The organism is Chitinophaga japonensis, assembly GCF_007830125.1.
Classification (GTDB): Bacteria; Bacteroidota; Bacteroidia; order Chitinophagales; family Chitinophagaceae; genus Chitinophaga; species Chitinophaga japonensis.
The window spans coordinates 116,307-140,736 of sequence record NZ_VLLG01000005.1 but is presented as its reverse complement, the minus strand read 5'-3'; the positions used below and the strand labels follow the sequence as shown (position 1 = coordinate 140,736).

General features: G+C 54.4%; 26 protein-coding genes. 11 read left to right on the top strand and 15 right to left on the bottom strand.

Translation table 11 applies throughout. From position 1 onward, the window contains the following. The first annotated feature begins 57 nt into the window (after nt 1-57). A complete protein-coding gene (locus tag LX66_RS21885) occupies nt 58-933 on the top strand; it encodes a PIG-L deacetylase family protein (protein WP_145717588.1) in 876 nt (291 codons plus the stop codon). A 14-nt stretch (nt 934-947) separates the two neighbouring features. On the opposite strand, the gene LX66_RS21880 is transcribed toward LX66_RS21885, so the two are convergent. The 3 genes from LX66_RS21880 to LX66_RS21870 are packed head-to-tail and all read right to left on the bottom strand — an operon-like array spanning nt 948 to nt 3,193. After that, the gene (locus tag LX66_RS21880) at nt 948-1,415 is read right to left on the bottom strand and encodes a hypothetical protein (RefSeq protein ID WP_145717587.1); all 468 of its coding nucleotides are present in this window, start codon (nt 1,413-1,415) and stop codon (nt 948-950) included. Nucleotides 1,416-1,463: 48 nt separating this feature from the next. After that, complete coding sequence (locus LX66_RS21875) at nt 1,464-2,177, bottom strand: LytR/AlgR family response regulator transcription factor (protein ID WP_145717586.1); 714 nt, start codon at nt 2,175-2,177, stop codon at nt 1,464-1,466. Next, complete coding sequence (locus tag LX66_RS21870; RefSeq protein ID WP_145717585.1) at nt 2,174-3,193, bottom strand: sensor histidine kinase; 1,020 nt, start codon at nt 3,191-3,193, stop codon at nt 2,174-2,176. The genes LX66_RS21875 and LX66_RS21870 overlap by 4 nt, the downstream gene beginning before the upstream one ends. A gap of 186 nt (nt 3,194-3,379) precedes the next feature. On the opposite strand from LX66_RS21870, the gene LX66_RS21865 reads away from it, so the two are divergent. Both LX66_RS21865 and LX66_RS21860 read left to right on the top strand, forming a co-directional pair. Further along, nucleotides 3,380-4,180, top strand: a complete 801-nt coding sequence (locus tag LX66_RS21865; RefSeq protein WP_145717583.1) for a DUF3108 domain-containing protein — start codon at nt 3,380-3,382, stop codon at nt 4,178-4,180. Then, nucleotides 4,177-4,923 carry a hypothetical protein gene (locus LX66_RS21860; RefSeq protein WP_145717582.1) on the top strand — a complete coding sequence of 249 codons (747 nt, stop codon included), beginning with the start codon at nt 4,177-4,179 and terminating at the stop codon, nt 4,921-4,923. Before LX66_RS21865 ends, LX66_RS21860 begins: the two co-directional genes overlap by 4 nt. A 6-nt stretch (nt 4,924-4,929) precedes the next feature. Here the strand turns inward: LX66_RS21860 and LX66_RS21855 are convergent, their stop codons facing one another. After that, entirely contained in the window at nt 4,930-6,009 is a 1,080-nt protein-coding gene (locus LX66_RS21855) for a 3-oxoacyl-ACP synthase III family protein (protein ID WP_145717581.1), read from the bottom strand. A gap of 149 nt (nt 6,010-6,158) precedes the next feature. Here LX66_RS21855 and LX66_RS21850 point away from each other — a divergent pair, with 149 nt between their 5' ends. The 3 genes from LX66_RS21850 (at nt 6,159) to LX66_RS21840 (ending at nt 12,065) form a co-directional block, all read left to right on the top strand. Beyond that, nucleotides 6,159-9,590, top strand: coding sequence for a DEAD/DEAH box helicase (locus LX66_RS21850; RefSeq protein WP_145717580.1), 3,432 nt, complete (start codon nt 6,159-6,161; stop codon nt 9,588-9,590). Nucleotides 9,591-9,667: 77 nt separating this feature from the next. Then, the gene (locus LX66_RS21845; protein WP_145717579.1) at nt 9,668-10,285 is read left to right on the top strand and encodes a hypothetical protein; all 618 of its coding nucleotides are present in this window, start codon (nt 9,668-9,670) and stop codon (nt 10,283-10,285) included. Between the two features lie 121 nt (nt 10,286-10,406). Then, nucleotides 10,407-12,065, top strand: a complete 1,659-nt coding sequence (locus LX66_RS21840; RefSeq protein WP_145717578.1) for a glycoside hydrolase family 43 protein — start codon at nt 10,407-10,409, stop codon at nt 12,063-12,065. Nucleotides 12,066-12,122: 57 nt separating this feature from the next. Here the strand turns inward: LX66_RS21840 and LX66_RS21835 are convergent, their stop codons facing one another. Continuing rightward, nucleotides 12,123-12,500: a hypothetical protein gene (locus LX66_RS21835; protein WP_145717576.1), complete on the bottom strand. Its 378-nt coding sequence runs from the start codon at nt 12,498-12,500 to the stop codon at nt 12,123-12,125. A 115-nt stretch (nt 12,501-12,615) separates the two neighbouring features. Between LX66_RS21835 and LX66_RS21830 the strand changes: the two genes are divergently transcribed. Together LX66_RS21830 and LX66_RS21825 are read left to right on the top strand one after the other, a co-directional pair. After that, complete coding sequence (locus tag LX66_RS21830; RefSeq protein WP_145717575.1) at nt 12,616-13,086, top strand: response regulator transcription factor; 471 nt, start codon at nt 12,616-12,618, stop codon at nt 13,084-13,086. Between the two features lie 114 nt (nt 13,087-13,200). Then, nucleotides 13,201-13,740 (top strand): DUF4199 domain-containing protein, encoded by a 540-nt coding sequence (locus LX66_RS21825; protein WP_145717574.1) that lies wholly within the window; start codon nt 13,201-13,203, stop codon nt 13,738-13,740. A 25-nt stretch (nt 13,741-13,765) separates the two neighbouring features. On the opposite strand, the gene LX66_RS21820 is transcribed toward LX66_RS21825, so the two are convergent. Next, nucleotides 13,766-14,182, bottom strand: a complete 417-nt coding sequence (locus LX66_RS21820) for a VOC family protein (protein ID WP_145717573.1) — start codon at nt 14,180-14,182, stop codon at nt 13,766-13,768. A gap of 120 nt (nt 14,183-14,302) precedes the next feature. Here LX66_RS21820 and LX66_RS21815 point away from each other — a divergent pair, with 120 nt between their 5' ends. Next, on the top strand, nt 14,303-15,079 hold the full coding sequence (locus tag LX66_RS21815; RefSeq protein ID WP_145717572.1) for a helix-turn-helix domain-containing protein: 777 nt from the start codon (nt 14,303-14,305) through the stop codon (nt 15,077-15,079). Between the two features lie 47 nt (nt 15,080-15,126). On the opposite strand, the gene asnB is transcribed toward LX66_RS21815, so the two are convergent. From asnB to LX66_RS21785, 7 genes are all read right to left on the bottom strand, one after another. Further along, on the bottom strand, nt 15,127-17,100 hold the full coding sequence (asnB, locus tag LX66_RS21810) for an asparagine synthase (glutamine-hydrolyzing) (protein WP_145717571.1): 1,974 nt from the start codon (nt 17,098-17,100) through the stop codon (nt 15,127-15,129). Nucleotides 17,101-17,216: 116 nt separating this feature from the next. Beyond that, on the bottom strand, nt 17,217-18,314 hold the full coding sequence (locus tag LX66_RS21805; RefSeq protein WP_145717570.1) for an aspartate/ornithine carbamoyltransferase family protein: 1,098 nt from the start codon (nt 18,312-18,314) through the stop codon (nt 17,217-17,219). Continuing rightward, nucleotides 18,308-18,430, bottom strand: coding sequence for a hypothetical protein (locus LX66_RS28545; RefSeq protein ID WP_262713221.1), 123 nt, complete (start codon nt 18,428-18,430; stop codon nt 18,308-18,310). Before LX66_RS28545 ends, LX66_RS21805 begins: the two co-directional genes overlap by 7 nt. Beyond that, nucleotides 18,417-19,883 carry a sodium:solute symporter family protein gene (locus LX66_RS21800; RefSeq protein ID WP_145717568.1) on the bottom strand — a complete coding sequence of 489 codons (1,467 nt, stop codon included), beginning with the start codon at nt 19,881-19,883 and terminating at the stop codon, nt 18,417-18,419. The genes LX66_RS28545 and LX66_RS21800 overlap by 14 nt, the downstream gene beginning before the upstream one ends. 18 nt (nt 19,884-19,901) lie before the next feature. After that, on the bottom strand, nt 19,902-20,369 hold the full coding sequence (locus tag LX66_RS21795; RefSeq protein ID WP_145717566.1) for a fibronectin type III domain-containing protein: 468 nt from the start codon (nt 20,367-20,369) through the stop codon (nt 19,902-19,904). Between the two features lie 226 nt (nt 20,370-20,595). Beyond that, on the bottom strand, nt 20,596-21,078 hold the full coding sequence (locus LX66_RS21790; protein ID WP_211366467.1) for a MarR family winged helix-turn-helix transcriptional regulator: 483 nt from the start codon (nt 21,076-21,078) through the stop codon (nt 20,596-20,598). Further along, nucleotides 21,026-21,283, bottom strand: coding sequence for a hypothetical protein (locus tag LX66_RS21785; protein WP_145717564.1), 258 nt, complete (start codon nt 21,281-21,283; stop codon nt 21,026-21,028). The genes LX66_RS21790 and LX66_RS21785 overlap by 53 nt, the downstream gene beginning before the upstream one ends. A 54-nt stretch (nt 21,284-21,337) precedes the next feature. Here LX66_RS21785 and LX66_RS21780 point away from each other — a divergent pair, with 54 nt between their 5' ends. After that, nucleotides 21,338-21,952: a class I SAM-dependent methyltransferase gene (locus tag LX66_RS21780; RefSeq protein ID WP_145717562.1), complete on the top strand. Its 615-nt coding sequence runs from the start codon at nt 21,338-21,340 to the stop codon at nt 21,950-21,952. A gap of 16 nt (nt 21,953-21,968) precedes the next feature. After that, on the top strand, nt 21,969-22,952 hold the full coding sequence (locus LX66_RS21775) for an NAD-dependent epimerase/dehydratase family protein (RefSeq protein ID WP_145717560.1): 984 nt from the start codon (nt 21,969-21,971) through the stop codon (nt 22,950-22,952). A gap of 4 nt (nt 22,953-22,956) precedes the next feature. Here the strand turns inward: LX66_RS21775 and LX66_RS21770 are convergent, their stop codons facing one another. Together LX66_RS21770 and LX66_RS21765 are read right to left on the bottom strand one after the other, a co-directional pair. Continuing rightward, the gene (locus LX66_RS21770) at nt 22,957-23,454 is read right to left on the bottom strand and encodes a protease (protein ID WP_145717558.1); all 498 of its coding nucleotides are present in this window, start codon (nt 23,452-23,454) and stop codon (nt 22,957-22,959) included. A 23-nt stretch (nt 23,455-23,477) separates the two neighbouring features. Beyond that, nucleotides 23,478-24,347 carry a DUF6438 domain-containing protein gene (locus tag LX66_RS21765; RefSeq protein ID WP_145717556.1) on the bottom strand — a complete coding sequence of 290 codons (870 nt, stop codon included), beginning with the start codon at nt 24,345-24,347 and terminating at the stop codon, nt 23,478-23,480. Nucleotides 24,348-24,430 lie beyond the last annotated feature (83 nt).

Sequence of the window (24,430 nt, the reverse complement as noted above, 5' to 3'; positions counted from 1 at the left end):
CAGGATATATATGATATAGATGCGTTTTTCTCTATCTTATGAGGAAAATGAAGCCTTATGAAATACCTGTTAAGCACCATTTTGCTAAGCTGTAGTTTTTATTTTGCCGGCGCCCAGGATGGCCGTTTACGCATCGTCATGATCGGGGCTCATCCCGATGATTGTGATATCAAAAGCGGCGGAACGGCGGCACTGTTTGCTGAAATGGGCCACCAGGTAAAGTTTATCTCGGTGACCAACGGCGATGCGGGGCATATGGAGCAGGGGGGAGGCGCATTGGCAAAACGCCGGCGGGCCGAAGCCACGGAAGCGGCTAAACGCCTGGGCATCACTTATGAGGTCATGGACAATCACGATGGGGAATTGATGCCCACCCTGGACATCCGCCTGGACCTTATCCGGAAGATCCGGGCCTGGAACGCAGATGTTGTTATCTCGCACCGGCCGGTGGACTATCACCCGGATCATCGCTATACCGGTATATTGGTGCAGGATGCGGCCTTCATGGTAATGGTGCCCAATATTGCAGCAGATATGCCACCCTTAAAGAAGAACCCGGTGTTTCTTTATTTCCAGGATCATTTTACCAAACCCTCCCGTTTTCAGCCGGACGTGTGCGTGGATATTACGCAGGTAATGGATAAGAAAATGGAAGCGCTGGATGCGCACGAATCCCAGTTTTATGAGTGGCTGCCCTGGATCATGGGCTACAAGGGCACCATACCCGCTGGTAAACAGGAGCGGAAAGATTGGATAAGAAACAGCAGGTGGCCGTCCATGGATACCGCTGTAAGAGCGGGCCTGGAAAAATGGTATGGCCCCCAACAGGCTAAAGCAGCACGGTATGCCGAAGCGTTTGAGCTATGCGAATACGGCTCCCGGCCCACAGAGAAAGAGATCAGGCAACTGTTTCCCATGCTTGGAGGCCAATAAAGAAAATCCCCGGTTTATTCGGCCAGCAACAGCAGGCTGTCGTTGGGCAGGTCGTACTCGTACACCACCCGCGTCAGCGTATCTACGTATATCCAGCCGTCTGTTACAGCTCTTCTGCCGTCTTCATCGTCTATCGTGTGCGTTAGCTGCACTACCAGGTAGGCAGCGGTATCGGTAGTTTGCAGCCGGTCCCAGCGCCATTCCAGCGTATGGTCCTGCAGGGCGTACTGCACCATCGGGTTGTCGGAATACTTTACAAAAGTGTGGATCAGGGCATTGGCCCACTGCAGGTGCGCATACAGCGCGCTGTCTATGGAGATGGTTTGTTCCCCGCTCTCCCGGTAGGCCGTATACCGGGGGGCGCTGGCAGTAGCTATGCGGTCGCTGTCAATATCGGTGGTCCGGGCAGTATCGCCGGCGCTGGTTTCCATACAACCTGCTATGCCCAGCACGCAGGTTACAAAGGCAAGGGATCTGAGCATGAAATTCAAAATTGCCGGCAAATATAAATATTAAAAATTATTTTATTATTAAAACATCCGCTGCCGGATAGCGGTCATAAACGGCTCCCGGAACTTGTCGCTTACCGGTATTTGCTTATCGGCAATAAAAATGTGATTGTCCTGTATTTTGCTTACCTGCGCCATGTTGATGATGTAGGAGTGATGCACGCGGATAAAGGGTTGTGATAGCTGCTCTTCGATCTCCTTCAGGCGCCGGTACACCAGCAGTTGCGCGGTGGCGGTTACCAGCCGCACGTATTCCTTTTCCCCTTCAAAGTACAGGATGTCCTTCAGCAGTATCTTATGAAAGGTTTTACCGGATTTGATAAAGAAATAAGTAGCGGGCGGCGGGGGAGCAGGGGCATCGCTGCCGCGCTCCTTCATGGCAAAGTAACTTTCTATTTTCTGTACAGCCGCATAAAAGCGTTTCAGGGTAACGGGCTTCAGCAGGTAGTCCAGCGTCGTATAGCCGTAACTGTCCGCCGCGTATTCCGAGTAGGCGGTGGTAAAAACAAGGTGGGTAGAAGCGGGCAGCAGCCCGGCCAGTTCCATACCGGTAAGCCGCGGCATGTTGATGTCCAGGAAAATGAAATCCACTTCCTGTTCCTTCAGGAAGGCCAGCGCCTCCAGCGCGTCGTAGCACTTGGCCAGCAATTGCCATTCCGTGGTTTGCCGGATCAGCATTTCCAGCAGGTTCACCGCATTGGGCTCGTCGTCTACAATCATGCAACGTAGGTTCATGACAGCGGGATCTTTAGAAAAGCGTTAAAATATTGCCCGGCAGCATAGGTTTTCAGCTCAAAGTGAGCGCCGTACAGCAGGGCCAGTCTTTTTTGCAGGTTCTGTATGCCGAACCCGCTGCCGTTGTTGCCGGCCTGCGCCGGGTGCAGCAGGTTCCGCGTCCGGAACACCAGGTAGCCATCCTGTTGCAGCAGCGAGATGTGCACCTCGTTCCGGCTGGAAGATTTATCAATGCCATGCTTGAAGATGTTTTCCACGAAGGTCATCAGCAGCATGGGCGGAATACCGGTGCCGGGCTGGCACTGTTGCGTAAAGCTGATGTCCACCTCATGCCGGATGCGGATCCTTTCCAGCGCAATGTAATTTTCCAGGAACTGTATCTCCGTGCCCAGCGTTACTTCCTCCTTCGGGCTTTCATCTACAAAATAGCGCATGATCTCGGAAAGGCGCTCAATGAAAATAGCGGTACGGGGCGCTTCCCGGTAGGCCTCATAATAGATGTTGTTAAGGGTGTTGAACAGGAAATGCGGCTGCACCTGCGATTTCAGCAGGTTCAGCTCCGCCTGGCTTTTCTGCGCGATGATCTCTTCCGCCTGCTGCTTCAGCTTGAAATAACCCAGGGCAAAGCGGAACACAAAGCTCAACACGTACACCACGATACCCGTTACGCTGGTGTAAATAAGCATCCTGGCGTTCATGGGCGTATACTCCTCCGCAAAGAACCGGTTGTACAGGTATTGGGAGAGGTAGCTTTTCGAGATGCCCACCAGCGCCAGGAAAAGCAGGGAAAAGAATACATAGGGCAGCAGGCGTCCTTCCCGGTAAAATACCGGCAGCAGGAAATGGAGGTTGCCGTAAATGATGATAGCGTAAAAACCAGTGTTCACAATGGTAAAGGCGGCCGACTGCGGCACTCCGTCCATAGGCAGCAATGAAATGAAATTAATGATGAACACAAATCCCCAGATCAGCCACTGCAACTGCACGGGACTTGCCTGCCCGCTGAAAATTCTCATGCTTAAAATTACGAAGAATTTTACCCGCCCTTGCTTTTTTCAACCGTTGCCGCCGGAATTTCAACGGTTGCGGTTATTGAAGGAATATCCCTTACCGTTAAAGGAACATTGCAAAGGATTGAACGGGTTTCCCGGCCTCGCTTTCCTGCCTGAAATTTACAGCCGTTCAGGTAAACATCACCACATATGCAACAACACTACCCATACCGGCTGTTCCCCGTTACCGTGTTCCTCCTGTGCGCCGCCGCCCTGCTGCGCGCCCCTGCCTATGCGCAGGTGGATACCGTGTATCCCGGCAGCGGCCACCTGCGTACCTCCGCATTGCAACCGGGGCTGAAGCAATACCTTGTATACTACCAGCGCCCCGGGGCGGGTAAAACCCTCTGGTGCTGGTACTGGATACGGGACATTGCCGTGGAGACCCGCAACGGCGAAAAAGTGTACGCCATCCACCAGCAATGGCTGGGCAGCGACACGGCCAGCTACCGGGTGATCTTTTCCCTGAACCGGGCAAAGGACTTTGCGCCCCTGTACCACACGGAAAGCGGTAACGGTAAGACCAACGCCTATAACTGGAGCGCTGCGGGCATTGCCGGTGCAGACACGGTAGAGGCCAATGCGCAAAAGGATTTTGCACTGGCTTTTGACCGGCCCAATTTTAACTGGAACCTGGATATAGAGACCTTTGAAATGCTGCCCCTAGCTGAAGGAAGAACCTTTGCCATCAACTTTTATGACGCCGGCCGGGAGCCGCCGGAATTTGTGCTGTACAAGGTCACCGGCAGCGAGCAGCTTACCTTGCTGGGCCAGGTACAGGTGGACTGCTGGAAACTGGCGACCACGGGATCATATAACGGTGTGGCATACACGCAAACTTTCTGGATCAGCAAGCAGCAGCATGAGCTGCTGAAGGAAGAAGATGTATTTGACAAAATGTTCCGTTGTAAAATAAAGCTGCCGCGCGCAGCGCCAAAACTTACCTTATGAAGCAATCACCTGTTTTACCCGTCGTGCCGGTCATCCTTTTACTGGGTATGCTGCTGCTGGCCGGCGCCCTGCAGGCCCAACAGGCAAAGACTGCGGGCAGGACCGAAGTATTTGTACTGGCTACTTTGTACAAGCGGCATGCTACCACCCCGGTGTATAACCTGGATACGCTGCAGCGTATTATCCGCAGCATCAACCCCGATGTGCTGGTGCTGGACGTAAGCCCTAAAGAGCTGGAGGCGCAGGAAGTGCATGCGTCCAAGATAGAATATCCCGCCGCCATTTTTCCATTTATAAACAGCAGCAAGCGTCCCGCTTATGCTGCTGAGCCGGCAGAGCCGATGTTTACGGAGATCGTGAATGAGGTGATCGCCGCCTGGAAAGATTTCCGGGCGGCGCAGCCCGGTGCTGCGGACATGCTGGACCGGTATAACACCGCCCTGTACGGGTTGCTGCGATCAGCCTGGCATGCGCCGGCGGATGTGAACAGTGCTGTCACAGACGAAGTGCTGGCTGGCAAACGTGCGCTGGAAGACCGGTTGGTAGGACCGGTGGAAGCTGATGGACAGCGACGCTGGATAGCGAATATCGTGCAGGTTACCCTGCAGGCTGCCGGGGAGCACCCGGGCAAGCGGGTGCTGGTGCTGATGGGGGTGGAGAATTGCCATAGCGTAAAGGCGGCGCTTGCGCAGCATCCGGAAGTTGTGCTGGCGGATATGGAAGCGTGGCTGCGCAGCCACTGAAGCTGCTTATACCCGGTAGGTCACGGCATTCATATGCATGCCTGCGCCCACGGATGCAAACACCACTACGTCGCCGGTGACCACCTGGTGTTCCGGCAGCTCGCCTTTGCGCACCATGTCGTACAGGGTGGGGATGGTGGCCACGGAGCTGTTGCCCAGCGTATGAATGTTCATCGGCATAATGCTGGGCAGATCCGGTGTAAGCCCGTATAATTTGTACAGCCCGTTCACGATGGCTTCGTCCAGTTTTTCGTTGGCCTGGTGAATGAATATTTTCCTGATGGCCGTGATCGGCATGCCGCTGTCGTCAATACAGGATTTGATGGCTGCAGGCAGGTGTTTCAGCGCGAATTCGTACACCTTTCTTCCCTGCATCTTTATGTACAGTATTTGCTGGTCTGCCTCCGGGTTGTTGGAATGCCCCATGTCGATATAGCGTGCTTCATCTACGGTAAATGTACGTGCGCAGGAGGAAAGGATGCCGCTGCCATCCGGCGCGCTTTCCCGCGCTTCCACTACCACGGCGCCCGCGCCGTCGCTGAAGATCATGCTGTCGCGGTCATGCGGGTCCAGTACCCGGCTCAGCGTTTCTGCGCCGATCACCAGGCATTTCTTTGCCACGCCGGCCTTTATGAAGGCATCGGCCTGTATCACGCCTTGCAGCCATCCGGGACAGCCAAACAGGATGTCGTAGGCCACGCAGGCGGTGTTTTTTATACCAAGTATATGCTTTACACGGGCCGCCAGGGAAGGCGTTGCATCGGACTGTACGGAATGTGCATCGATGTCGCCGAAGTTGTGCGCCACGATGATCTGGTCCAGCGTTTCAGGGTCTATGCCGGCATCGGCAATAGCCCGCTCCCCGGCAATGGCAGCCATGCCGGAAGTGCTCTGGTTACTGTCCGCGTATCGCCGTTCATAAATGCCGGTGATCTGGCGGAACTTCTCGACGATCTCCTCGTTGGCAGTGGGTATGCGCCCCTGCTTGCTGTCGAAAAACTCATTGCTCTTAAAATCTTCGTTGCATTTAACCTGCGGTGGAATATAGCTTCCTGATCCGCTGATAATTGTTCTTACTGTATTCAAATTTTCACCCTTGTAAATAAGCAACTCCCGGGCGGAGTCAGGAGTGCCGTGCTTGTTAAAGAATTGTATCAGTTGCAGTCAAACTGCAAGGTAGGGCAATTCTGTTGAATTGCCCGGATTTAATTTCTGTATATTTACCCGGCAGAAACATGGATACCACAACAGGAACTGACCTTTTCGAAGAACTACAGGAATATCATTTTGCCGGTAGCGGGCCCAGGGATACCTACACCCGCCTGCGCTTACTGCTGGAAAGAGTGTGCAGGCAGATGACCGCCGGCGCGCCGCTCCAGTTCTCCAACCTCTTCTCCCGTCTCAATTATGTGTGCCAGCAAACGCGGTTGCCTGCAGGAACCGCCTATCGTATCCATACGTTCCGGATACATGCCAACCAGGTGCTGCAGGGTAGCTTTCATCCCACGGAAGCGGAGTACCTGCAGGACCTGAAAGCCATCTGCGATGTGCTGGCGCATTTTTATGGTGCGCGGGTGCCGGCGGCCCTGCAGGCGCTGTTGCCTGCAGAGGACATATACAAGCCCGGGTACCGGAACCGGGATATTACGCACGAGAGGATAAGGGTGGCGGTCACTGCCGTGGATGAACAGTATATCTATGCGTTTGATGAGGACACGCCTTCCGGCGAGCCGATCCGTATCCGTTACCGCGACCCGGAAAGCACGGGAGATACTTTTGCGCCCACGGCGGCAGCGCTGTGGCAAGGCTGCCAGTTGAACCTGCTGGACGTGCGCGTGGATGCGGATGATATTTACTACCCGGACCTGCTTGTGCTGGAGCCGGATTACCTGCTGGACATCAGCGCGCTGGCAGAGTGCATGAAAGAGTACGGAGATCATCCGCTCAACTACCTGCAGAGCAAGTTTGAGCCGCCGAAGAATACCCGTCATATCCTGCTGGGTAATGCGGCCAACCAGTTCCTGGATGAATTTGTGAATGAGACCGCCGACAGTCCCGTAGTGTACAGGGATACCATGCGACGGATCTTCAGATCCCTGCCTTTTGAGCTTGCCACCTGTGCAGACCTGCGCGATGTGGAGCAGGAGCATACCTTTTTCCGGGAAGCGCAGGTGCAGTTCAACAATATCCGGCAGGTGGTGAAAACGGTGTTCCCCTCGAGGAAGATCAGCCGGGAGAACGGGATACTGGAGCCCAACTTTATCTGCGAGCACCTGGGCGTGCAGGGCCGGCTGGACTTTTTACAACTGGAGCCGGCGGATAACGGGCAGGTGGTGATAGAATTGAAATCCGGCCGCTCGCCTTTCCCCGAAAGCAACGTGGAGCTGATAGGCAGGAACCACCGGTCGCAGGCATTCCTGTACCAGATCGTGATACAGAAAGTGCTGGGCGTATCATTCCGCCACCTGAGCACCTTCATCCTTTATTCAAAGTACCCGGATACCAATGCCAACCTGCGGCTTTCCCAGCCTTATATGGCGGCCATCCGGGAGATCATCAATATCCGCAACCTGGTTGTGGCGCAGGAGCGCAGCATTGCCAATGACGCCACCGGGGAAGCCACCCGGCAGTTGATCGGCAGCATACATCCGGATACGCTTTTTAACAGCGGAACCACCCATAGCCGTTTCCTGGAGCAATACATCATCCCGCAACTGGCGGCGTTCAAGGCGCCCTTTATGCAGTCGCCGCCCCTGGTGCTGGATTATTTCTACGCCTTCTACACCTTTGTTACCAAAGAGCATTACATTTCCAGGACGGGCGATACGGAGTACGACACCAACAAAGGCATTGCCTCCCTGTGGCTCTCTTCCCTGGAGGACAAGCTGGAAGCCGGGGAAATACTGCCGGACCTCACCATCCTGGAAAACCGTACAGCAGCGCCTGTGCCGGTGATCCGCCTGCAGATACCGGATTATGGAACGGATTTCCTGCCTAATTTCCGTATAGGCGATATCGTGGTACTCTACCAGCGCAACCGGTATACGGACAATGTGACCAACAAGCAGGTGTTCAAGGGAGCGGTGGAAGCACTAACGCCGCACAGCATTACCATCCGGCTGCGCTACCGGCAGCGGAACCCCGCTGTGCTGCCCCCGGGCAGCCGGTATGCCGTGGAGCATGATTTCCTGGACGCTTCCTACGCCGCCATGTACCGCGGACTATATGCCTTCCTGCAGGCCGGTGCGGACCGGCAGGCCCTGCTGCTGCACCAGCGGCCCCCGGAACAGGACCCGGCGGCCCGGCTAACGGGGCCGGCTATACTGTCGCCCGCCATAGCGGATATCGTGCTGAAAGCCAAAATGGCGAAGGATTATTTCCTGTTAATCGGCCCGCCCGGTACCGGTAAAACTTCCATTGCGCTGAAAAGCATGGTGCAGGAGTTTTACGCGGAGCCGGCTAATAACCTGTTGCTGCTTTCCTATACCAACCGGGCGGTGGACGAGATCTGCCGCGCGCTGGACGATATCGACGGGCAGCCGGATTATATCCGGGTAGGGTCCCTGCTGTCCTGCGAGCCCTGTTACCGGGAGCGTTTACTCGATAACGTGATAGCCGGCTGCGATACCCGGGAGCAGGTGCGGCAGCGCATTCAGGCGCACCGCATCTTTGTGGGCACCGTATCCTCCATTGCCGGCAAAGCGGAACTGTTCCGGCTGAAACATTTCCAGGTGGCCATTATTGACGAAGCCTCGCAGATACTGGAACCGCAGTTGCTGGGCGTACTGTGCGCCAAAGATGCGGAAGGGCGTAACGCGGTGGACAGGTTCATCCTGATCGGGGATCATAAGCAACTGCCCGCCGTGGTATTGCAGAAGGAAAAGGATGCGGAGCTGCAGCACCCGGCATTGAATGCCATTGGCATTCGCAACCGCCGGCATTCCCTCTTTGAGCGGTTGTACCGCCTGCATAAAGGCGGCGGGGAATCGCCGGTATGGGGCATGCTGCACCGGCAGGGGCGCATGCATCCCGATATCATGGCCTTTCCCAATGAAGCGTTCTATGGCGGACAGTTGCAGGTAGTGCCGGCGCCGCACCAGGTAGCGCCGCTTGATTTTGTACTATACGATGCACAGGAGCCGGTGCAGCAATGGCTGGCTACCCGGCGGCTGGCATTCATTCCTGCCGAAAAGCGGCCGGATGCGGGGAATAATAAATGCAATGCCCGGGAAGCGGAGATCGTGGCGCTGCTGGTGCGGCATATCTATGATCTCTACCGGCAGAACGATCTGCCCTTTGTACCGGAACAAAGCCTCGGCATCATCACGCCTTACCGCAGCCAGATGGCCCTGGTCAAACACAGGATACACGACCTGCACCTGCCGGCGCTGAACGACCTTACCGTGGATACCGTGGAGCGCTTCCAGGGCTCACAGCGGGACATTATCATTTACTCCTTCAGCGTAAACCAGGCCTACCAACTGGACCAGTTGGCCCATGAGGCCGAGGAGGACGGCCTGCTGATAGACCGCAAGCTGAACGTGGCCCTTACCCGTGCGCGGAAGCAGTTGTTCATTACCGGTAACCCCGACCTGCTGGCCAGGAAGCCTGTTTATGAGCGGTTGATCACGTTCATCCGCTCCAGGGGCGGGCATTTTGTTATATAACATTTATATGTTATTTATTTATGGGGACAACACATTATCTTGCTTCCTCACCTATACCAAACGTAAACCCAAAATCAATGAAGATCACAAGATTACTCTTTTTGTTAACTGCAGCCACCACTATCACGTTTTTTGCGTCCTGTAGTAAAGATGATGACCAACCGGATGTAAACGCTATCCAGGGAACATGGGATTTCGTGAACATGATATCAGCCACGGTATCCACCACCATCAATGTATCCGATGATTATAAGGATACAGCGGTGATCGTTGCCAATTATGTTTCGAAGAATAACGGTGGAACGGTTATGTTCGATGCCACTACGGTAAAATCCTCCGATTTCACCTACATGGTAGATACGGTGCTGAAAGCCGAGTATTTTGCAAGCGACGGAATGTACGACGCATACGAGATACCTTTTTCGGCCACGATCCCCAAGTCCAGCAGCACGGCTCCCTACAAGCTGGTAGGTACGGATTCCATTTACTTTGAACAGGGATTCATCAACATGGTGTCTACCGACGGATCAGGCACCATTGCGCCTACCACCGCCTCCGGCTCCCGGCTGACATGGTCCGGCGATACCTTGGTACTGCTTACGCATATAAACGCCAGCAAGACGGAGACCGGTCAGGGTGTAACAACTACCACTATCGTAACGGGCACGCAGGTCGTAAAGCTGCTGAAGCAATAACAGGACAAGGAAAAACAACGTAAAACGCATAGGGAGCAGGCGGCGCTAAAAAGCCGCCTGCTCCTTTTTTATCCCCGGTTATTTCTCTATATTTAAAGATTCCAAAGGATAACAGAACGTTATGAGAAACAATCTTTTCGTATGGGCTTACAGGTGTGTATCGCTTTACCTGCTGGCCGCTTGCAGCAGCAGTTACGCACAGCAGCATCCATACCCGGGTGATCCTTATGTTTCAAAGGTATGGGTGGCGGACCAGGGGGACGGTACCTACAAGAACCCCATCCTGTTCGCTGATTATTCAGACCCCGATGTGGTGCGTGTAGGGGATGATTTTTATATGACCGCTTCCAGCTTTAACTGTACGCCGGGCCTGCCGGTGCTGCATTCCAAAGACCTGGTGAACTGGACCCTTATCGGTCATGCCCTGCCAGAGCAGGTGCCGGTGTCATGGTATAACAAACCGCAGCATGGCAATGGCGTATGGGCGCCTGCTATCCGTTACCATAAAGGTGAATTCTATATTTATTATCCCGATCCCGATTTTGGCATCTACGTGGTAAAAGCCCAGCATGCAGCAGGGCCCTGGAGCGAGCCGGTGCTGGTGGACTCCGGCAAAGGCCTCATCGATCCCTGCCCCTTATGGGATAATGATGGCAGGGCCTACCTGGTGCATGGCTGGGCGGCCAGCCGTGCGGAGATCAACAGCATCCTCACCGTGAAACGGCTAAGCGCTGACGGGATGAAAGTAATGGATGCCGGCGTACACGTTTTTGACGGTCACGGTAAGCACCCTACGCTGGAAGGCCCCAAATTCTATAAACGTAACGGCTATTACTACATCTGGGCGCCGGGTGGTGGTGTTACGCAGGGCTGGCAGGTAGTGATGCGCTCCCGGGATATATACGGGCCCTATGAGGACAGGATCGTGCTGGCGCAGGGCAATACGCCCGTCAACGGCCCGCACCAGGGCGCCTGGGTCACTACGCAGGCAGGGGAGGACTGGTTCATTCATTTCCAGGACCGCGGCGCCTACGGAAGGATCACACACCTGCAGCCGGTGCGCTGGACAAACGACTGGCCGGTGATCGGGACAGACCCCGATGGGGACGGAAAAGGAGCGCCGGTGCTCACGCATAAAAAGCCCGATGTGGGAAAAAGCTACCCGGTGATCACGCCGCAGGAGTCCGATGAGTTCAACGGGCGGCAGCCGGGGCTGCAATGGCAGTGGCACGCCAACCCGGACATTCGCTGGAGCGCGCTGATACCCGGCAGCGGGTACCTGCGGCTGTTTGCCGTGCGCCGTCCTGAAGGCAGTAAAAACTGCTGGGATGTGCCGAACCTGTTCCTCCAGAAGTTTCCCGCGCCGGATTTTATGGCCACTACGGTGGTAAAGCTCACTGCGGACATTGCACAGAAGCAGGCGGGGCTTATTGTAATGGGCGGCGATTACGCGTATGTGGCGCTGCAGCAGGAAGGAGATACGTATACGCTCCGCCAGGTCATTTGCAAAGGTGCGGAAAAAGGGGGCGAAGAAAAGGAATTCGATAAAAAGGAGATGCGGGAAAACCAGGTGTACCTGCGGGTGCAGGTGAAAGGACCGGACGCGCAGTGTACTTTCAGCTACAGCCTGGACGGCAGGCGTTACCAGCCGCTGGGATCATCTTTCCAGGCCACACCGGACAAATGGATCGGCGCCAAGGTGGGCATCTTCTGCAACGGGCCCCATGAGGCAAAGAATGGCGGCTATGCGGATTTTGACTGGTTCCGGGTAACGCGGTAGCAGTTAATGCAGCGGTACGGCCTGCGCCCGCTGCATTAACATCTTCCCGGCCATTCCTTACACGAAGAACACGTGCGTGGTGATGGACGATCCGCAGCTACAACTCACTACGCCCACTACAATGGTGCTACCGGTTGGCAACAGCAGGCTACCCTCGAAATACTGGCATCCATTTATGTTGCCCTGGTAGGTCAGCACGATGAGGGTAGGGCTGGCAGTGCTGCCGGACTCTTTCACAAAGGCATGCGCAATATTGCAGGTTGCGCTTGTTTCCACGCAATAATATTTACCGGTCATATCATCATAATAGCTGCAGCTATAATCCGCAGCTTTGGCAATGGAGGCTGCAGGTTGGGCGGCAGACCAGCCGTTGCTGACATGAAGGAGGCAAAACAATGCGCACAGGAGGACGGAGAAGGCAAAGGGCTTTTTCATGGTTGCAATGAGGGTTTTGTTTAAGGTTGAGAATAGAAGTAAGATAGTGAAATTTTCCCAGGTGTAACCGGCCCCGAAAATATCTTATTTTTGAACCGGATTACCCGGTTGTACCATGGTTTTTAATTTTATCGTCAAGCATAAACATGCCCTGCTGTACGGCATTTGCCTGGCCGCATTACTGGGCCTGCTGAAATGGCTGGAGCTGCGTTTGGTGATCATTCACCATGCCTTCGAGGTATACATCGGCGCCATTGCCGTGATCTTCACCGCACTGGGTGGCTGGCTGGCGCTGAAGCTCGCCAGGCCCAGGGTAAAGACCGTGATCGTGGAAAAGGAGGTCTATATCCGCCAGCCCGATTTTACCCGGAATGAAGACGCGCTGGACCGGCTGGGCCTGAGCAGCCGGGAGCTGGAGGTATTGCAGCTCATGGCCGAGGGATTGAGCAACCAGGAAATAGCCGCCCGCCTGTTCGTGTCATTGAACACCGTTAAAACCCATTCCTCCCGGCTGTTCGAGAAAATGGACGTAAAACGCCGGACCCAGGCAGTGGAAATGGGCAAGCGGCTGCATATCATACCCTGATAGGCGCCATACTTTGGTATGAAAGCCGCTGTTCTCCCCAAAATCACCCTAAAGTATGAAGATGAAAAGCAGGTGAACCTCCATTTTTGCAGCATCAACCAAATGCATTTCATTATGAAGAAAAACGTCCTCGTATTCGGCCTGATCTCCGGGCTTATTATCACCACCATGATGGTGATCTCCATCGCCATGTGCTACAGCCGGGAGAATTTTGAAGGCAATGTAGTGGTGGGATATGCCGCCATGATCCTCGCCTTTTCACTGATCTTCATCGGGGTCAGGAATTTCCGCAACAAGTATAACAACGGGGTGATCTCCTTCGGGAAGGCCTTTAAAATAGGCTTGTATATTACCCTGATCGCCTCCACGATGTACGTGGTGGTATGGTTAATAGACTATTACCTGTTCATCCCGGATTTTATGGACAAATACACTGCCCATGTGCTGCGGCAGGCGGAAAACGATGGGGCCGGGGCGGCGGAGCTGGCAAAAAAGGCGGAGGAGATGGCAAAGTTTAAGCAAATGTATACCAACCCCGTGATGGTGGTGCTGCTGACCTACGCCGAAGTGCTGCCCATTGGGCTGGTGATCTCGCTGATCAGCGCCGCCATCCTGAAGCGCCGCTCCGGCGGCACCGCTGTTGCTGCCGGTTGAATGGCCGGCAGTTGCCGGAGCCGGCTTACTGTGCGTGGCCGTTGCCGTAGTAAAAGGTCCACTGCAGGCCAAACTTATCGGTCAGCGCGCCCATCTTGCCTGCAAAAAAATCATGGATGGGATGCGTTACGTTCGCGCCCGCAGACAGGTTGGAGAAGAAAGCCTGCATCTGCTCTTCGCTGTCGCAGGTCAGGGACAGGGCAACGGTATTGCCGTTCACCCGCTCTTCAGGGCCGCAGAGGTCAGAGGCCATCAGCAGCAGGCTGTCTTTGGTGAGAGCGCTGTGCAGTACGCGCTTTTGCTGGTCGGCAGGGAACTGGTCCGCCATGGGAGAGCCTTCCACCGTCATCAGCTCCAGTTCCCCGCCGATGCAGGATTTGTAGAATGTCATGGCTTCACGGCAGTTGCCGTCGAATGTCAGGTAAGCATTGATCTGTGACATAACGTTCTTAAAATTTTATTTGAGTAATCATGTAACTTTATTGGCAAATCTATTGCGTTGCGCCTTCCCGGACGGGGTGTGAACACGACAATAAAGGAGGTATATCAAGACAATTTATCCATGCAACTGAGCAGCTACTTTCCATCGGATATTTTAAAGCCATATGTCAGGGTGTACAACATTGTTGAAAGCCGGGACGGGATGGAGAACAGTATATTGCCCGATACTTCCCTGGTAATGGCTTTCCGCTATAAAGGCAGCGTTAACTATGGCAGCCGGGAGGAGGAGCAAAGCCGTTTACCCGTTTCCGTGATCACCGGCATCCGGGAGTCTGTCCGCTTGCTGCAATATGCCCCGGACACGGCCAACCTGCTGGTCATATTCTCGGCAACAGGCGCTGCCGCCTTCTTTAAAGTGCCGCTGCATGAGCTGGCCGGTACCAGTCTCCCGCTGGATACGCTGCTGCCGGATGCGCTGGTCAGGGAAACGGAAGAACAATTAGCCGCTGCTGCGGACCATGTACAGCGAATCGCCATAGTGGAGCGGCTTTTATGCACACTGCTGCAGGCGCCCGGGCAGGACGCGCTGGTGCTGCACGCCGTCAGGGCCATTACTGCGGCAAGGGGCATTGTGAAAATAAAAGCGCTGGCCGGCAACCTGCACATCAGCCAGGATGCCTTTGAGAAAAGGTTCCGGCGCCTGGCCGGCGTATCGCCCAAGCAGTTTGCTTCGATCGTGCGTTTCAGGAACGTGGTTGCGCAGGTGCCGCAATCGGCCAGCCTTACAGATGTTGCATTAAACGCCGGCTATTTTGACCAGGCGCATTTTATAAGAGATTTCAGGGCCTTTACAGGGCTGGCTCCGCAGGAGTTTTTTAAGTCTGTTAACTTCTGGTAAAAAAAAAAGACCTGCCAGGTTTTTAAAACCTGGCAGGTCTTGACGTTTTACACCGCTACCGGCGCTTCCCGTTTTACAAACTGCCGCCATAAGATATGCAGGCCCAGCAGGTGGTTGATCAATGCATCCTTGCGCACCAGCGAAACCGGGTCCTTATCCTCCAGGTAAGCTTTCATGAAAGCGGTGAGCCGTTTTACATCAAACAGTCCCGCATCGCGGATGGCCTGTTCATTCATATATTCATTCAGCAACAGTTGCAATGCCTGCTGCTTTTTCTGATCGGTATGTCCCGGCGGGGCCATAAAGGCGAATTTCTCGCGCTCGTACAGCACCCGGGGCAGTATCTGCTGCATGGCTTCACGCAGCACCCATTTTTCCTTGTTGCCGTGAATGCGGTAATGCGGCGGTATCTGCACGGCTGCTGCCGCTACATGGTGGTCCAGGAAGGCCGGGCGCGATTCCATGGAATTGGCCATGTCCACGCGGTCGCCGCCCCAGTTCAGGATCTGGCATTCCAGCATGGTCTTGCTCCAGGTGTATTGCGCTTTGTCCAGCACATGGCGGCCGTTCAGTTGTGCCTTGTTGAAGGAGCCGGCAATGGCCTCAATGGGATCGTAGCCTTTCAGCATATCCAGCACATCGTCGTGCAACAGGGGCCTGGCAATAGCCAGGGTTTGCATCCAGGGCTGTATCCAGGAGGGGGTGAAGCCGCATACGCTTTCCATGGCGGGGTGGCTGATGGTGTCTTCGGAAAGGATGGCGCCCCTGAAAAGGCGGTTCGTTTCTTCCATCAGCTTTTTGTAGGAAGCCACTTCCGCGGCGTCGTGCTCCCCGTCCAGCCCGTGCGCCAGCATATCGCGCTTAAAGGCGGGATAGCCGCCAAACAGCTCGTCGGAGCCTTCGCCGGTCACCACCACGCGGTAGCCGCATTCATTCACCCGCTTGCTCATGCACCATTTGGCAACGCCCAGCGTGTTGTAGAAAGTGCGTTCCGCATGCCAGAGGGTACGCACGTAGTTATCGCCATACAGTTCGTCGGCCGAGAGGCTGATCTGCTCCTGTTCGGCGTTCACCTTTTCCGCCATTTCGCGGGCAATGTGGGCCTCGTCATAGTCCTTGTTGTCAAAGCTGATGGTAAAGGCCTTCACCGGCGATTGCTGCATGGCGGCGGCCATGCCCAGCATAGAGCAACTGTCTATGCCGCCGGAAAGGTAGCAGCCTACCGGCACATCGGCTTCCAGGCGTTGCTGCACCGCATCGGTCAGCACTTCCTGTACCTTCCCGATGTGATAGTCGGCCGGTATGCTTTTATCGCGTTCCGTTTCTTCCGGAAAGTCCATGTCCCAGTACTGCTTTTCCTGTACGTCCAGGCTGTCGCCCCGGCGGGAAATGATCAGCATATGCCCCGGTTTCAGCGCGTAAACGTCTTTGAAAGCGCTGGTGCCGGGCACCATGGTATGCATGAGCTGGTGCAGCACGGCATGGGTGGAAAATTCCCGGGGCACGTCGGGGTGCGCAAACAGCGCCTTGATCTCGGAGCCCCAGTACACCACATCGTTCCGGATGTGGTAGAAGAGGGGCTTTACGCCAAAACGGTCGCGCACCAGTATCAGCCGGTCATTGCGCCCGTCGTAGAAAGCAATGGCGAACTCGCCCCGCAGGTGCTCCACAAAATCCAGCCCGTAGCGGTCGTACAGCGGCATAGCGATCTCGCTGTCCGACTTGGAGCTGAAGTGCGCGCCCTGCAGCCGCAGGTGGGTGCGGATGCGTTTGTAGTCATAAAACTCCCCGTTCACCGTCAGCACGTTCTTTTTGTCCTCGCTGTACAGTGGTTGTCCGCCGGAGCACAGGTCTATAATAGAAAGGCGGGCATGGCCCATGGCCAACCCGGCTTCCTTGTCAAAATGAAATCCATAGCCGTCAGGCCCCCGGTGGTGAAGGGTCTGGGCCATTTTCTCCAACAGTTTGGGCGTTTGGTTATGTAAACCTCTTGCATTCCAGTATCCTGTTATTCCGCACATAATATCTCTTTTAATTAATTAATAATTAATAATGAACAATGAATAATCGTAATGCTGTCTTTCAACGAAACACATGTGCTACAGGTATTATTAATTATTAATTGTTAATTATTAATCTATTGATGAAGGACGGGTATCTGTTCCTGCGGCAGCCGGTCAAACCGGTTGAGCAGCGAAATGAACAGCGCCTGCCGTATAAATACTGCGCCATGCGCCTGTGTAAAGTACAGGTTGTGATGCGTGCCGTCCAGCGTGGGGTCCAGCTCGTCCAGCCGGGCCAGCGGGTGCAGCACCACCGCGTTGTCCTTCAGTTCTGTTTGCTGGTTCAGCTTGAAGCGGGAGTCCAGCGATTTGTAGCTGTCACCCAGGAAGGCGATGGAATTCATATAGATCACATCCAGGTCGCTCACCACCTCGTTGATATTGTTGGTGATCTGGAAGTCCAGCCCGGACGCTTCCAACTGTTCCGTCAGTTCTTCTCCCAGCGGGTCGGCCAGCTCGGACACGATGGAGATGCGCTTGATGTTCTCCCTGAACAGCAGGGACATTTGCAGGAACGAGTTCACGGCCCGCATGCTGCCCGGCGTGCCCAATATGCCCAGGTGTATCTTGTCTGATTCCCGTTTCAGTGTTTCTTTCAGTTGCGGTTTCCATTTGAGGATGGCAAACCAGTCGGCCAGCGCCTGCGTGGGGTGTTCCCCGGAGCCGTTGCCCGCGTTGATCAGCGGGATGCGCAGGTTGCGCATGATCTCTTCTATTGCGCTGGTCTCGGTATGGCGCATCACCACGGCATCGCCGTAAGCGTTGAACATTTCGCCGATATCGGACAGGGATTCGCCTTTGGCCACGCCGGTGCTGTGGCCTTCGGGAATGCTGATGATCTTGCCGTCCAGCCGCAGCACCGCGCTTTCAAAAGACAAACGGGTGCGGGTGCTGGCCTCAAAAAAGGCAGTGATCACGATCTTGCCGTCCAGCGGGTGGCTTTTGCCGATCTCCGTTGCTTCCAGCAGGGCGGCAAACTTGCACAGCTCGCACACCAACTGTTTATCAAACTGTTTTACAGAAACGACCGACTGTCCTGTCAGCCGCTTCAGAATATGCATGTTGATCGGGTCTTGCTTCAGCAGTTTTTTAGGATCAGGATGCAATCCATGTGGAATATGCGGATCTGCTTCCTGTACTGCTACATCCGAATTGATTGTCCTGGTTACCATAGCTTTTTATTTTTGATATCAGTTATTAAAAGCGCCAGCAGCACGATCACCGCTATGCTGATGAGGATCAGCGCGCCGATGATCATAACGCTGACAAATGACTCAGTGAAATACATGGCTGCTTGCTTTTTGTGCGGCATCGCCGTGATGCTTTTCATCCAGGCGCCGCCAGTCAAAATTATCCGGGAAAAAGTAGGAGAACGCTACTACTACGACCATGGATACCGCTGCCCCTACCAGCGAGGCGGTGTACCAGCCCAGTTCAAAATACGCCGCCAGTCCCGCCAGCGATCCTGCCAGCATGCCCCAGATAGCGCCTTTTGCATTGGCCTTTTTCCAGTACAGGCCCGTAGCTACCGGCCAGATCGTGCTGCCCACCATGGGTCCGGCAAAGAACAGTACCGTAGCCAGCGTGCCGATGCGGGGCAGGCATACCAGCCAGGCCAGCACCGCCAGCCCGATGATGATGCCGGCAGATACTTTCCGCAACTGTTGCTGGTTGGCGGACGGGTTGATCATTTTGCGGTAAATATCTTCCGTGATCAGGTCGGAGGTAGAGGCCAGCAGGCTGTCTACGCTGGAGGCCAGGGAGCAGAAGAACACCGCGAATACGATCACGGCCCCTGCCTTGCCCAGCACGTTGGCCGCCACCAGCGGGCCTACCATGTCGGGACTGGTCACGTTAATGCCCAGCGCGCCGCTGGTGAGCGCAATAAAGCCGGCCGCTACCGGTATGGGCAGCCAGGCAAAACCGGCAAGGGTATAGGCTTTTTTACCTACCTCGCCGCGCATGGCAAAGGCGCGGCTCCACCACACGTTGCTGTGGAACACCTCCCCGAGGCCGAACAGCAGGTTGTTGAACACGGCCATCATGGCGGCGGGCTGCAATGCTTTCAGCAGCATGGGCTTGTCGGTACGCAGGTGGTTGTACACCGTATCAAGGTCTACCTTGTTCATCACGGCAATCCCTACGACCACGATGCCGGCCATGATGATCAGCGACTGGATGTAATCCGTGCCTATCACTGCGTACAGCCCGCCAAAAAGCGTATAGCCCGTACATACCGCCAGTATGATGGTCATACCGGTGGCGTAAGGAATACCAGCAATGGCGTTCATTAATATACCGCCGGCCATACCCATGCTGATCAGCCAGGTAAAGCCGTAGAAAATGCTGATCACGAGAAACAATATCCAGGTGGCCTTGCCATAGCGCAGGCGGATAAAATCGCCGCTGGTATACCCGCCGGGCATCAGCGAGCGGATGCGTTTGGCCAGCGGCGCAAACAGCAGCAGCCCGAAGGCGGCGGTAGAGTAGGCCAGCATGCCCCATACGCCCAGTTCCAGTGCAAACTGCGGCGCCAGCATGGTGGTGTTGGAGGTGACCCAGGTGGCCATGGCGGTGGCGGTGCCGAAAGCCAGCCCCACGTTGCGGCCGGCCAGCATAAAGCCGTCCATGCTTTTGGCTTTGCGGCCCCAGTAAATGCCCAGCAGTATCCATAATACGCTGAGCGCGCCGAGCAGTATCCACCCGGTTTCCTGTGATATCATGTAAGATTGATGTCTCATTGGCTAAGTTCGTATGTGTCAGATCTGCCTTTCTCTTACGGCTTGATTGGCTCCTTTGATAATGATCCAGGCGGTTAAAAGAAAAACCACGGCGCCTACCACCATCAGGATGAGGGTAAGGCGCATGGAATGGTGCAGCACTTCTATGCGTACGGTTTCTGACCAGCTATGCCCGTTTAGCCGTACCCGGTAGTAATAGGTATCGCTTTCCAGGCCGGAAACAAAGGAGGCCAGGTCCGGTCCCCTGTAAATGGTATGTGCATCGTTGAAAGTTGCGTTCTTTGCCTGCTGCAGCTCGTAAACATTGCCGGGGTGGCCGCCATTGTATTGCCATATCAGTTTAACGTGTCCGTCCCTTGACACGGGGCCGGTAGCGGGGCGCAATTCAGGTATGGTGTCCGCTCCCAGGCCGCGTAATGCTATCAGCAACAGGCCGGTAAGCGCCATTGCTTTCAGGGAAATTGCTCTGGTCAGGGAAAAGTTCATCCTGCAAATATGTTCTATACAACCGAATTGACCAAGAAATCAGCTATATAATTTGTTAATAATCTGGATTTTAACAAAATGGGAGTGGCTAAATTGTTCGTATAGAACTATTTAGGGCGTCGCTGAAAATTAATGATGAATAATTAAGAATTAATAATTGCGGAGGCCGTACCACAACTAATGTTTGTGCTACACAGCAGCAAAAAAATTAATTATTAATTGTTAATTACTCCTCCGGTGGCAGCGGATCTTCCAGTATGAGCAGGGGAGAGGCGTCCAGTTCGCGGATGCCCAGTACGTCGATCAGCAGGTCCAGCGATTTTTTGATCTGCTTTACCTGTGCATCCGGCAGTTGCTGCAGGTGTTTGGAGAGTTTTTCGTGCAGCAGGTCCGGCGTGCTTTCCACCACTTTTATGCCGGCGGCCGTAATGGCTATGTTGGTAACGCGTTTATCGCCTTTTTTGGGTAGCCGGGCAATGTAGCCTTTTTTCTCCAGCCGGTTCACAATGCCGGTTACGGTGCTGGAGTTGAGGTGCAGGTGCTGTACCAGTTGCCGGTGCGTGAGCTGGTATTCCTCCTGCTTGCTCAGGTAGGTGAGGCAGAGCAACTGCGGTATGCTCACGCCAAAATCTTTCAATATACGTTTGGATTCCAGGTTAATGGACCGCACGATCTTGCGTATGTCTGTAATGATCTCTTTGTAATCCACGGTTAGATAAAGCCCCTAAAAATACGATCTTTTTGGCAATACCGGCAACCAAAGCACCATCAGCAGCAGCCTGACGGTAACGGTGGCGGCATCGGACGCCGTGATCTACCGGATCAATAAGAATGCGTGGATGCCGGTGCCGGGCATATCGGCCCTTTTTCAGGATGAGAAAATAGTTGCTTATTTTTACGAGCTTGCGCAGCATGGCGGCGAGCGCCAATTTTGAAGGGAATGACCGGAAAATTTAAAACGAACCGATATGGACAAAAAATGGGATGAAAGATATAAGAACCCTGAATTTGCCTATGGGAGGGAACCAAACCTGTTCTTTAAGGAATGGCTGCCAAAGTTCACACCCGGATCTATATTAATGCCGGCCGATGGAGAGGGCCGTAACGGCGTGTTTGCCGCGCGGCTGGGCTGGCAGGTGACCTCCTTTGACCAGAGCAGGGAAGGGCGGCAGAAGGCCTTGCTGCTTGCTTTGGAGCAGCAGGTTTCGATCGGGTACATTGTCGGGGATCTGGAGCAACTAACGTTTGAAAGCGCATCGTTCGATGCCATCGGGCTGATATATGCGCATTTTTCAGCGGCGCGGAAAGCCGCATTTCATAAAAAGCTGGATGGCTATCTCAAACCGGGCGGTATCATTATTTTTGAAGCTTTCAGCAAAAGACACCTGCACTTCAGGCAACTGGACCCCAAAGTGGGAGGCCCGGGGGATATGGACGAGCTGTATTCCGAGGCAGAAATAACCGCTGATTTTAAAAATTACGAGATACTGCTGCTGACGGAAGAAGAAGTGATCTTAAATGAAGGGACATACCATGTTGGAAAAGGCGCGGTGATCAGGTTTGTAGGAAGAAAAGCTACTTAAAACTTATACGCGATCCATGAAAGTATTGGTAACCGGTAGTGCCGGTCACCTGGGCGAAGGGCTGGTGCGCACACTGCGGCACCTGCAGTACGAGGTGGTGGCGTTGGATATACAGGCAAGTGCCTTTACAACGCATAGAGGCTCCGTTACAGACCGCGCTTTTGTGCGGCGCTGCATGGAGGGCGTGCAAACCGTTTTCCATGCAGCCACCCTGCACAAGCCGCATGTGGTAACGCACAGCCAACAGCAGTTCATAGACACCAATATCAGCGGTACGCTCAACCTGCTGCAGGAAGCGGTGGCAGCCGGTGTGGAGCGTTTTATTTTTACCAGCACCACCAGCGTTTTCGGCGATGCGCTGGTGCCGCCGCCCGCTGCGCCGGCTGCCTGGATCACGGAGGAAGTACAGCCCGTGCCGAAGAATATCTATGGCGTTACCAAAGCGGCGGCGGAGGATTTCTGCCAACTATATTACCGGAACTACGGCCTGCCCTGTATTGTATTGCGCACCTCCCGCTTTTTCCCGGAAGCAGATGATAACAGGCGCATGCGGGAAAGCTATACAGATGACAACCTTAAAACCAATGAATACCTGTTCCGCCGGGTGGACCTGGAAGACGCGGTGAGCGCTCACCTGGCGGCTGCAGCGCGTGCTGCGGACATCGGTTTCGGCACTTACATTATCAGCGCCACCACGCCCTTTTTACCGGAAGATATGGCGCGCCTGCGTCATGATGCGCCGGCCGTATTGCAGCAGCGGGCGCCTGCTTACGCAGCGGAGTATGCCCGCCGTGGCTGGAAAATGTTCCCGGGCATAGACCGGGTGTATGTGAACAGGTGCGCCCGTGCAGCGCTGGGCTGGCAGCCGCGGCATGATTTTAACGCGGTAGTGGAGCGGCTGCAGGCGGGCAGCCAGTTGCAAAGTCCCCTTGCCAGGCTGGTAGGCATAAAGGGATACCATACGGAAACCTTTTCCGAAGGGCCCTACCCGGTAGAGTAAACGCTTACTCCACCACGGTAAATGCCGCTTCATTTACCTTTTCCAGTCCGCTTACGCCGCCGGCCTGGTAACGCACCGTGTATGTTCCCGGTACATCCACGGCGTAGCCTTTCAGCAGGTCGATATCCACGGATACACTGTCGCCCGCGGGTACCCTTATATAGGCGTCTGCAGGCGGCGGCATGATCCTTTTGGCCATGATGCCCCTGTATTGCGCTTCCGCGCCCTTGCTTTCCTGGACATGCAGGAAAGCGTCCATAAACCCTTCAAAAGGCGTATGCCATTTACAGAAGCTCAGCTCTTTTGCCGACGGGTTGCGTACCGCGAAATGCAGCATTACCGGCTGGCCTGCCTTCACGGTAGCGGGTATGGTCATGACCGCTACCAGCGCTTCGTTGGTACTGCCGTTAGCAGGTTGGGAATTTTTACAGGCCGGGAAGAAAAAGACGGACAGCCAGGCTGCCAGGATGGTAAGCAGGTTTCTCATGATGATGTTGTTCATTGTGGGCGGCAAGTTAGGAGAAATTATTTTATTTTCCTGTCCCATATCCATTCCTGGGAGCTTCTGAGCTTGTCTATGAAGTGGTACAGCGCGCGCAACCCGTGTGTGCCCCTCATTCCATAATCCTGGATGAGCTTCTCCTGTCCATCTTCAAATATGACCTTTAAAATGGCGGTAGGATAGTCCGTTGCTTCTATAGCGTAGTTCTCACTCAGTGATTGTACATGAATGTAATCTATCAACTGCATGAGTTCATTGAAGCTGCGTTCATCTATTATCCCGGTGAAATGCCCGCTTTTCCCGGTATAATATCCTGCATTATAATCTGCTGTCCGGTCGCTGTTTACCACCAGGTTGTATTCAGGACAAGTGCCCAGGCAAGTAGTGGTGGCCAGGCGTACTGACTTGATCTTATATCTTGGGGGAGCCGCATTATATTCAATGAACCCGTTAAACCTGTACACCAGGGTGTCAATAGGTTGTGCTTCCCGGAGCGCGGTATCTTTGTTGTTCTCCGGGATGCGTTTTTGGGAGTAGTGAAGATATTTTTTCTTCTTGCTAGTCTTCAATAGCAATTGCTGCTGTCCACCGGAGCTGTCAACACCCATCAACAAATATTCCGAAGCAAAACCAGGCGGATAGACATAGTGCAGTTTATCTCCGGCGCTGTTGCTGTTCATTACTATCGTCAGCGGATCTCCTTTTACAATGAGGTCTGCCAGCCCGTTGTTATCCAAATCCGTCTTCAGGAAGGTATCCACGTTGGCAACGTGGCCGCCCAGGGTGGTGATAAAGCGCCGGACCTCTTCCAGTGTCTGCAAACTATCTATTGGCCCCGAATAGCCGGTGGCTACCATAAAATGAAGCGTGATCAACAACAAAAATGCTTTCATAAATATGTGGTGATGTGTGCTGAAATTAAGCATAAAATGCCTATAAAAGCACAATGGGCTCCCCGGATTTCTCCGAAGGTTCC

What these genes read in the sequence shown, in the direction of transcription:
- LX66_RS21785 (WP_145717564.1), bottom strand. Translation starts at nt 21,283, where the DNA reads ATGCTGCGCAAGCTCGTAAAAATAAGCAACTATTTTCTCATCCTGAAA.
- LX66_RS21865 (WP_145717583.1), top strand. Translation starts at nt 3,380, where the DNA reads ATGCAACAACACTACCCATACCGGCTGTTCCCCGTTACCGTGTTCCTC.
- LX66_RS28545 (WP_262713221.1), bottom strand. Translation starts at nt 18,430, where the DNA reads ATGTATTTCACTGAGTCATTTGTCAGCGTTATGATCATCGGCGCGCTG.
- LX66_RS21885 (WP_145717588.1), top strand. Translation starts at nt 58, where the DNA reads ATGAAATACCTGTTAAGCACCATTTTGCTAAGCTGTAGTTTTTATTTT.
- LX66_RS21840 (WP_145717578.1), top strand. Translation starts at nt 10,407, where the DNA reads ATGAGAAACAATCTTTTCGTATGGGCTTACAGGTGTGTATCGCTTTAC.
- LX66_RS21815 (WP_145717572.1), top strand. Translation starts at nt 14,303, where the DNA reads ATGCAACTGAGCAGCTACTTTCCATCGGATATTTTAAAGCCATATGTC.
- LX66_RS21835 (WP_145717576.1), bottom strand. Translation starts at nt 12,500, where the DNA reads ATGAAAAAGCCCTTTGCCTTCTCCGTCCTCCTGTGCGCATTGTTTTGC.
- LX66_RS21830 (WP_145717575.1), top strand. Translation starts at nt 12,616, where the DNA reads ATGGTTTTTAATTTTATCGTCAAGCATAAACATGCCCTGCTGTACGGC.
- LX66_RS21805 (WP_145717570.1), bottom strand. Translation starts at nt 18,314, where the DNA reads ATGGTAACCAGGACAATCAATTCGGATGTAGCAGTACAGGAAGCAGAT.
- LX66_RS21795 (WP_145717566.1), bottom strand. Translation starts at nt 20,369, where the DNA reads ATGAACTTTTCCCTGACCAGAGCAATTTCCCTGAAAGCAATGGCGCTT.
- LX66_RS21860 (WP_145717582.1), top strand. Translation starts at nt 4,177, where the DNA reads ATGAAGCAATCACCTGTTTTACCCGTCGTGCCGGTCATCCTTTTACTG.
- LX66_RS21845 (WP_145717579.1), top strand. Translation starts at nt 9,668, where the DNA reads ATGAAGATCACAAGATTACTCTTTTTGTTAACTGCAGCCACCACTATC.
- LX66_RS21800 (WP_145717568.1), bottom strand. Translation starts at nt 19,883, where the DNA reads ATGAGACATCAATCTTACATGATATCACAGGAAACCGGGTGGATACTG.
- LX66_RS21770 (WP_145717558.1), bottom strand. Translation starts at nt 23,454, where the DNA reads ATGAACAACATCATCATGAGAAACCTGCTTACCATCCTGGCAGCCTGG.
- LX66_RS21880 (WP_145717587.1), bottom strand. Translation starts at nt 1,415, where the DNA reads ATGCTCAGATCCCTTGCCTTTGTAACCTGCGTGCTGGGCATAGCAGGT.
- LX66_RS21780 (WP_145717562.1), top strand. Translation starts at nt 21,338, where the DNA reads ATGGACAAAAAATGGGATGAAAGATATAAGAACCCTGAATTTGCCTAT.
- LX66_RS21875 (WP_145717586.1), bottom strand. Translation starts at nt 2,177, where the DNA reads ATGAACCTACGTTGCATGATTGTAGACGACGAGCCCAATGCGGTGAAC.
- LX66_RS21765 (WP_145717556.1), bottom strand. Translation starts at nt 24,347, where the DNA reads ATGAAAGCATTTTTGTTGTTGATCACGCTTCATTTTATGGTAGCCACC.
- LX66_RS21825 (WP_145717574.1), top strand. Translation starts at nt 13,201, where the DNA reads ATGAAGAAAAACGTCCTCGTATTCGGCCTGATCTCCGGGCTTATTATC.
- LX66_RS21870 (WP_145717585.1), bottom strand. Translation starts at nt 3,193, where the DNA reads ATGAGAATTTTCAGCGGGCAGGCAAGTCCCGTGCAGTTGCAGTGGCTG.
- asnB (WP_145717571.1), bottom strand. Translation starts at nt 17,100, where the DNA reads ATGTGCGGAATAACAGGATACTGGAATGCAAGAGGTTTACATAACCAA.
- LX66_RS21775 (WP_145717560.1), top strand. Translation starts at nt 21,969, where the DNA reads ATGAAAGTATTGGTAACCGGTAGTGCCGGTCACCTGGGCGAAGGGCTG.
- LX66_RS21850 (WP_145717580.1), top strand. Translation starts at nt 6,159, where the DNA reads ATGGATACCACAACAGGAACTGACCTTTTCGAAGAACTACAGGAATAT.
- LX66_RS21820 (WP_145717573.1), bottom strand. Translation starts at nt 14,182, where the DNA reads ATGTCACAGATCAATGCTTACCTGACATTCGACGGCAACTGCCGTGAA.